This window comes from Desulfosarcina sp., from assembly GCF_033791525.1.
In the GTDB taxonomy this organism is placed as follows: Bacteria; Desulfobacterota; Desulfobacteria; order Desulfobacterales; family Desulfosarcinaceae; genus Desulfosarcina.
In genome coordinates this window covers 1-6,801 of record NZ_JASJGN010000169.1, presented here as the reverse complement: position 1 = coordinate 6,801, position 6,801 = coordinate 1, and the positions used below count along the sequence as shown (strand labels likewise).

7 protein-coding genes are annotated in these 6,801 nt (G+C 51.9%); 3 read left to right on the top strand and 4 right to left on the bottom strand.

The genetic code is table 11. The annotated features are described in order from the left end of the window. From QNK41_RS08210 to QNK41_RS08200, 3 genes are all read left to right on the top strand, one after another. On the top strand, positions 1-1,167 hold a 1,167-nt coding region (locus tag QNK41_RS08210), incomplete at its 5' end, for a sodium/proton-translocating pyrophosphatase (protein ID WP_319255606.1). Positions 1,168-1,434: 267 nt separating this feature from the next. After that, positions 1,435-1,980, top strand: a complete 546-nt coding sequence (locus QNK41_RS08205; protein WP_319255604.1) for a CarD family transcriptional regulator — start codon at positions 1,435-1,437, stop codon at positions 1,978-1,980. A gap of 11 nt (positions 1,981-1,991) precedes the next feature. Further along, complete coding sequence (locus tag QNK41_RS08200; protein WP_319255603.1) at positions 1,992-3,005, top strand: RluA family pseudouridine synthase; 1,014 nt, start codon at positions 1,992-1,994, stop codon at positions 3,003-3,005. 406 nt (positions 3,006-3,411) lie between these two features. Here the strand turns inward: QNK41_RS08200 and QNK41_RS08195 are convergent, their stop codons facing one another. From QNK41_RS08195 to QNK41_RS08180, 4 genes are all read right to left on the bottom strand, one after another. After that, positions 3,412-4,230 (bottom strand): hypothetical protein, encoded by an 819-nt coding sequence (locus tag QNK41_RS08195; protein WP_319255601.1) that lies wholly within the window; start codon positions 4,228-4,230, stop codon positions 3,412-3,414. 141 nt (positions 4,231-4,371) lie between these two features. Next, positions 4,372-5,283 (bottom strand): universal stress protein, encoded by a 912-nt coding sequence (locus tag QNK41_RS08190; RefSeq protein ID WP_319255598.1) that lies wholly within the window; start codon positions 5,281-5,283, stop codon positions 4,372-4,374. Positions 5,284-5,472: 189 nt separating this feature from the next. Further along, positions 5,473-5,943 carry a universal stress protein gene (locus tag QNK41_RS08185; RefSeq protein ID WP_319255596.1) on the bottom strand — a complete coding sequence of 157 codons (471 nt, stop codon included), beginning with the start codon at positions 5,941-5,943 and terminating at the stop codon, positions 5,473-5,475. Positions 5,944-6,473: 530 nt separating this feature from the next. After that, the coding region (locus QNK41_RS08180) for an ABC transporter permease (RefSeq protein WP_319255595.1) at positions 6,474-6,801 on the bottom strand (328 nt) is incomplete at its 5' end.

Here is a 6,801-nt window from a genome sequence, read left to right as displayed (position 1 = left end):
GGCGCTCTCTACAAAGGCATGTTCGGCGCTGCCATCATTGCTGCCGTGGTGTTTTACTACGCCTGTACGAAATTTATGGCCGACATCCCCGGCATCAGCGCCATGAACATATACTACTGTACCCTGATCGGGTTGATCTTGACCGTCGTGATCGTCATCATCACCGAATACTACACCGGTCTCTACGGTCCGGTAAAAGGCATTGCCGAAGCCTCCACCACCGGCCACGGCACCAACATCATCTCCGGCCTGGCCGTCTCCATGCAGGCCACTGCCGCGCCGGTTCTGACCATCTGCCTGGCCATCTTCCTGGCCCATAAATTCGGCGGGCTCTACGGCATCGCCATGTCCGCCATGTCCATGCTCTCCATGACCGGTATGGTCATCGCCATCGATGCCTACGGACCCATCACCGACAACGCTGGTGGTATCGCTGAAATGGCCGGCATGGACGAGAGTGTCCGCGCCGTCACCGATCCGCTGGATGCCGTCGGCAACACCACCAAGGCCGTTACCAAGGGTTACGCCATCGGCTCCGCCGGTCTGGCCGCCCTGGTGCTGTTTGGCGCCTACGTGATGGAGTTTTCAATTCAGGGTACTGAAAAAGCGATCCGATTCGATCTTTCCGACGTCAACGTCATTATCGGTCTGTTCATCGGTGGCCTGCTGCCCTACCTGTTCGCTTCCATCGCCATGAAGGCTGTCGGTAACGCCGGTGGCGCCGTTGTCGAGGAAGTTCGCCGTCAATTCCGCGAAATTCCGGGCATCATGGAAGGTACCGCCAAGCCGGATTACGGCGCATGCGTGGATATCGTCACCAAGTTCGCCCTGAAAGAGATGCTGCTTCCTGCACTGCTGCCCGTGATCGCTCCCCTGCTGGTGGGTTTTCTGCTGGGTAAAGTCGCCCTCGGCGGCCTGCTGATCGGTTCCATCGTTACGGGCGTGTTCGTGGCCCTGTCCATGACCACCGGTGGCGCTGCCTGGGACAATGCCAAGAAATACATCGAAGACGGTCACCTGGGTGGCAAGGGCTCCGATGCCCACAAAGCTGCCGTTACCGGTGACACCGTCGGCGATCCCTACAAAGATACCGCCGGCCCGGCCATAAACCCGATGATCAAGATACTCAATGTGGTGGCCCTGCTGATGGTTCCGTTCCTGCTGTAGCCACAATTGCGGTTTCGATCCGCAACTGCCGTTCGTTTAAAAAGGATTGGCGCCAGCCGGCGCCAATCCTTTTTTTATTGATTATTGACCGGTCCAGTGGTATATTCTGCTATTCCATATGGTTATTATTTGTCCCCCCTCAGCATGCTTCGGAGGGCCTCCCCTTACGGAATTCACTGTTAACCTGATCGCCTGGAACACCCGGTTTTCGCCCCGGGAGAGCAACCCCGCTCAAGGTGGTTATAACCCCTGATCACTGGTACCCACATGGCAGATAAATCGGTCAAGGACAGTCCAAAAAACTCAGCGTCCCCAAAACGGTTCAAGGTTGGTGACCTTGCCGTATACCCGGCTCACGGCGTCGGTCGCATTGAATCCATCGAAACCAAGGTCGTTAATGGTGAAGAACACGACTTTTACATCATGAAGGTCATCGAAAACGCCATGGTGATCATGATTCCCACCTGGAACGTGGAATCGGTCGGTTTGCGGGACGTGATCCAGAAAAAAGAGATCCCGAAGATTTTTGATGTGATGCGTTCCCGGCAGGAACAACCCATGGACAACCAGACCTGGAACCGGCGCTACCGGGAGTATATGGAAAAGATTAAAACCGGCTCGCTGTTCGAAGTCGCCGAGGTCTACAGGGATCTGTCCCTGTTGAAGACCACCAAAGACCTCTCTTTTGGGGAGCGTAAACTCTACGACACCGCCCAGAACCTTCTTGTCAAAGAGTTGTCCACAGCCAAGAACAAAAGCGAAAAGGCCATCATCGACGAGATCGAAGCATTGTTCAAGACCGATGAGGCCTGAGTTTTTAACCCATGTCCAACCCACCGTCCGCCTTCACCTTTCGCGTGGGTCACGTGCAGGCAGGGGGGCGTCTCGACGCGCTGGTCGCAAGCGAAGTTGATCACTGCTCACGCTCATTTGCCGCCACGCTGATCCGGCAGGGATGCATTTGCGTTGACGGGTCGGTCAAAAAACCCGGCTACGCGGTAAAGGCCGGAGAGGTCGTATCAGGGAAGATCGCCCCACCGGAAGCGTCAAGCTTCCTTCCGGAGAACATCCCCCTTCACATTCTTTATGAGGACCCTGAACTGCTGGTGGTGAACAAGGCGCCGGGCATGGTTGTGCACCCGGCGCCAGGGCACAGCAATGGAACCCTGGTCAATGCTCTGGTGCATCACTGCCCGGATTTGGCGGGAATTTCCGGAAGTCTTCGACCGGGCATCGTCCACCGGTTGGACAAGGATACCTCCGGCGCGCTGGTGGTGGCCAAGAACAGCCGCGCCATGCATCATCTGGCAGCCCAGTTCAAGTCCCGGGAGGTTCGCAAGAAATACGTGGCACTGGTATATGGCATTCCACGCGAGGGTGCTGGCAGTTTGGACGACCCCATTGGGCGTCACCCGGTGGATCGGAAAAAGATGTCCGTAACCACCCACACGCCCCGCTCGGCGTTGACCCTCTGGCGGGTGCTCGAGCAGTTCACGGGGGTCTGTTTGCTGGAACTGGATATCCGCACGGGCCGAACCCATCAGATCCGGGTGCACTGCAAAACCATGGGGCACCCGGTCATCGGCGACCCGGTGTATGGTAACCGCGGAGACAAAAAAAGGCTGGCTTCGATTTCACACGATATGGGTCGGGCAGTCATGGCGCTGGATCGTCAGATGCTGCATGCCTGGCAGCTTTCCTTCGTTCATCCGGCAACTGGGGAGCGGATGACCCTGGAAGCGCCGTTGCCTATTGACATGACCCGACTGATCAACCGATTCAGAGAAATATCGTCGACAATCGGGGACGACGATGATTTTCAGTGCCAAGATTCTTAGCACGTCATTGGGCCTGATTTCTACTTTTCATCTCACCTATTACATCGCTTTATATCCAAAAAGCCATACGCTATGTATTGTGCATGAATTTAATCGTCTTGGGGCTTACGCCACCCTTGCAGATAGCAGTAAGCACACGATCCATTTACCGTGTGATACGATTCAAATAACAACTGTTCCAAGTTATTGCAATCCACACGGCAGGTTTGTCAGGTATCCAATCGAGTCGAACAAACAACTGGAGCATAAAAGACATCCTATTTGCTTAACAACATACTTTTTTTTGAGAGCCCACTAATTCTTTCATAGTTTACATTGGATCGATCTCCCGGTTGTTTAAATCTCCCACTATGGTCAGCAGGAGATGCAAATGCCGGTCAATTCAAACGATAGAATATGGAGCCTCTTAATTTGCGATCACATCCATGGTGTCGCTTATGCCACTGGAAACGACCATGCCATCTTCAATGATGAAAAAACGGAACGCGAAGGCTGCATCGGTCGGCATCTGAAGAGTATAGGTTCGCTTTTCCAACCCATTGTCAGATTTCTGGATGAGTATCGGTGAACCCCAAACCGTCTCAACAGCTTCAAGAGACATGGGATGGTTTTTATAGTAGAGATGGCTGATTTCGTTGATCTCGATTGCCCGGTAATCCTGTCGTTTGAAATCGGCGTTGAAGCCCGTTTCCGGAGAGATACGGCTAGCTACGACGATGCCGTCCTTGACGATGAATTTTCGGAACCTGAAATCCGTATAGGGTGCCTGAATTTCATAAACGCGAAATTGTGTTCCGTCATTCGCATCCTGAACAACCAGCGGTTGGCCCCAGGTACTGTCCAGATCCGCAACCGTCGTCTTGTGTTTGGAGTAAAAGGCTTTGCTCAGATCGCTGGCATCAAAACCGACGGATTCGCGGTGCGTGTCCGGCGAGACCTTCTTACCGGTATCCGTGATGCCACTGGCCAGAACCATGCCGTCCTTGATCAAAAAATAACGGTACTTGAGATCGGTGTAGGGACTCTGGATCGTGTAAGTGCGCCTTTCTACACCACCATCCAGCACGGCAATGTCTACCGGTTCTCCCCAAACTTTTTCCATCTCCTGAGCAGACCTGGGATGGTGGTTGTAAAATGACCGGCTCAAGGAGCCCGAGCATCCGACAACGCAAAAAAGAAGAATAATCCCTGTTCCGACAATAGCTGAAATAAATTCTTTTCTCATTTTTTGTTCCTTTCCTTTAAAATGAAGATTTATATCTGTCGTTCCTCTTCATGATTGTTCTCAATGGTGATAGGAGGAAGCTATCTAAAGGCCAGATTGCACTTGCCGATGTAATCTTGAACTTAGAATCTGCGATGATCGCTATGTCACAATCCACACCGTATCCTTGCGGCCCGCATGGACCACCTTGTTGCTCACCCGGCCCATGAAGAAGTCGCTGACACTGGATAGCCCCCGCCTTCCCACAACAATCGTGCCCCAGCCGCCTTTTTCAGTTTTGTCGACGATGGCACCGGCACGGCTCAACACACCGGTAATGGTTTTAGTGGAGATGTTTTCCGGCGGGAATCCGGCGGCGGTCAAAATGTTCACGGCCGGTTTGAAAATAGGTTCGGTTTCATGGATGCCGTTAGCCGCCAATGCATCCGCATCCGATGCGTTGCCGCCGCGCACCACATAGACCAGTTTCACCTGATGATTACCCAGCGGCCCCAACATATCGGCCACAAATTGCACCGCTTTGGTGGCACAGGGAGAACCGTCCACCGCCACCAGCACTTTTTTGTTGACTGGTTTTCGGCCGGCGATGAGCACCGGAATGAAAGAAAGCTTTTCCAGCAGCTTGTTGGTGACGCTGCCCACGACGATATTTTTCAGGGCAGTTGCGCCCCTGCGACGAATCAGGACCGCGTCGTAGCCTTTCTGGGCCTCGATGACAATGTCGCGGGCCACCCCTTTTTTGCGGTTTTGAATTTTAATTTCGACTGCCGGTTCGGCGTGTCCGGCGTCCAGCAGCATCTGCCTGGCATCATCCATGAATTTGCTGATATTTTTTTTCTGCTGGGTTTCCCAACTGCGCACGTGGGTGACTACCTTGACGCTCTTGGGTTCCTTTTCCAGATCGTAATAGGCGTCCGGAATGCTGTTGAATACATGGAACAGAACAATTTTCATGCCTTTGAAGGCATCTTCTTCTCCTGCGTAACGTACGGTCTGCAATGCGCGTTCGGAGCCGTCCACGGCCAGCAGCAGGCGTTTTTGTCTGGGTGTCATAGGTTTCCTCTTTTTATCGATCAGTAGAATGGATCAAGGGTTGTCAAATAGGGTTCGCTTGTTTTCGCGTGTAATTCACCATCTATCGCGACTTTTCTTTTTCCCTAACAATTTTCAATATGATCATCCTTCCTTTTCCATTTTTTCCCATTGGGGAAGGAAAACATGAATGTTTAATTATAGCCGGTATCAGGACGCTTGGTCATACCCGGCAGGAATAGTTAACAAGGGGACTGGCGACCGGCGATACATCTTGCGTGCCGTCGAACCCACCACCACGTCTGCCAGGTTGCTGCGCCCCTTGATGCCCACAACGATCAGGTTTGGCTTTTCCTCTTCGATGGCAGCCAGCAATTCAAGATAAGGAATGCCGTTTTTGACAATATAGCGGCATCTGACCCTGCCAGGGGAAACTGCCATGAACAGGTCTTTCATCTTCGTTTCACGATCCTGTTCCTGTTCCGAGAGGTAGTTCGGAAAAGAAAAGGCCTCATAACCGAGCATGGTCCGTTGAACCATGTCCAGATCCCGTTGGTTGATCACATTGATCAGCAGGAGTTCCGCATCCAATTTCATGGCCAGTTCGACGCTGTAGCGGACTGAAGCTGCTGAATAGTTGGAGAGATCCACGGCTGCCATGATTTTAAAGGTCTGTGTCATTTTAAACTCCTTTCCGAAAATGTTCGGATTCTTCGGGTTATATTTTTCGTCTTGAACATCTACCTCCATATAGGGGCCTTTCCATGCACAAACAACTGTTATATTTTAAAATACAATGAATCTCTTTAACACCCTTTTAAAGCTTTAAAAAGAATAGTAGCGTCAGGATTAAATTTCTATTTTGAGGAAAAGCAGATTCCCTCTTTGCTGCAATTTAGCACATGGGCATTAATCTCCAGGTTAGCCCTAATGGTGGAATGCAGGGTAATTGGGCCCTCGATAGAATGGCGGCGGGAAATGCGTTTTTCAAGATAATTTTCCATAAAATTCTCCTTTGCGGCAATACCAAAAAACGGTATAATCCAAGGGCCCATGCATGGTAACTCTTCAGTTGGATAAATGTCACCACCAGCAATTTGTTCACACAGACAAGCCATAAAACACCTTTATTCATATCAGATTTGATTTTCACCCATTGGCTCCTTCAATATCGTATAGAAAGTGTCTCGTCTGTATTGGCCCGAAGGTATTTATGTGGTCCGGCGTCTGAACAGCCATCCTGCAAGGGGCAGGGTAAGGGCTGCTATACAAGCCATAGGCCAGATCTGGGGCCAGACTGAAGCAAGATCACCACCGGCAAGAAAGATCTGCCTGAGGCCATAGACAACGTAGCGCAGTGGGTTTATGTACGTTGCTGTCTGAAGCCACTCCGGCATGTTTTCGATGGGGGTGGTAAAGCCACCCAGGATCACGGCGGGCATAAAAATAACAAAGGAACCGAGCAGCGCCTGCTGCATTGTCGTTGAAAGGGATGAGACAAAAAGCCCCATCCCAACCACGGCGACCACAAAAACGGTG

Bases quoted from the DNA above. Each gene is read 5' to 3' on its own strand.
- QNK41_RS08205 (WP_319255604.1), top strand. From the start codon at position 1,435: ATGGCAGATAAATCGGTCAAGGACAGTCCAAAAAACTCAGCGTCCCCA.
- QNK41_RS08200 (WP_319255603.1), top strand. From the start codon at position 1,992: ATGTCCAACCCACCGTCCGCCTTCACCTTTCGCGTGGGTCACGTGCAG.
- QNK41_RS08195 (WP_319255601.1), bottom strand. From the start codon at position 4,230: ATGAGAAAAGAATTTATTTCAGCTATTGTCGGAACAGGGATTATTCTT.
- QNK41_RS08190 (WP_319255598.1), bottom strand. From the start codon at position 5,283: ATGACACCCAGACAAAAACGCCTGCTGCTGGCCGTGGACGGCTCCGAA.
- QNK41_RS08185 (WP_319255596.1), bottom strand. From the start codon at position 5,943: ATGACACAGACCTTTAAAATCATGGCAGCCGTGGATCTCTCCAACTAT.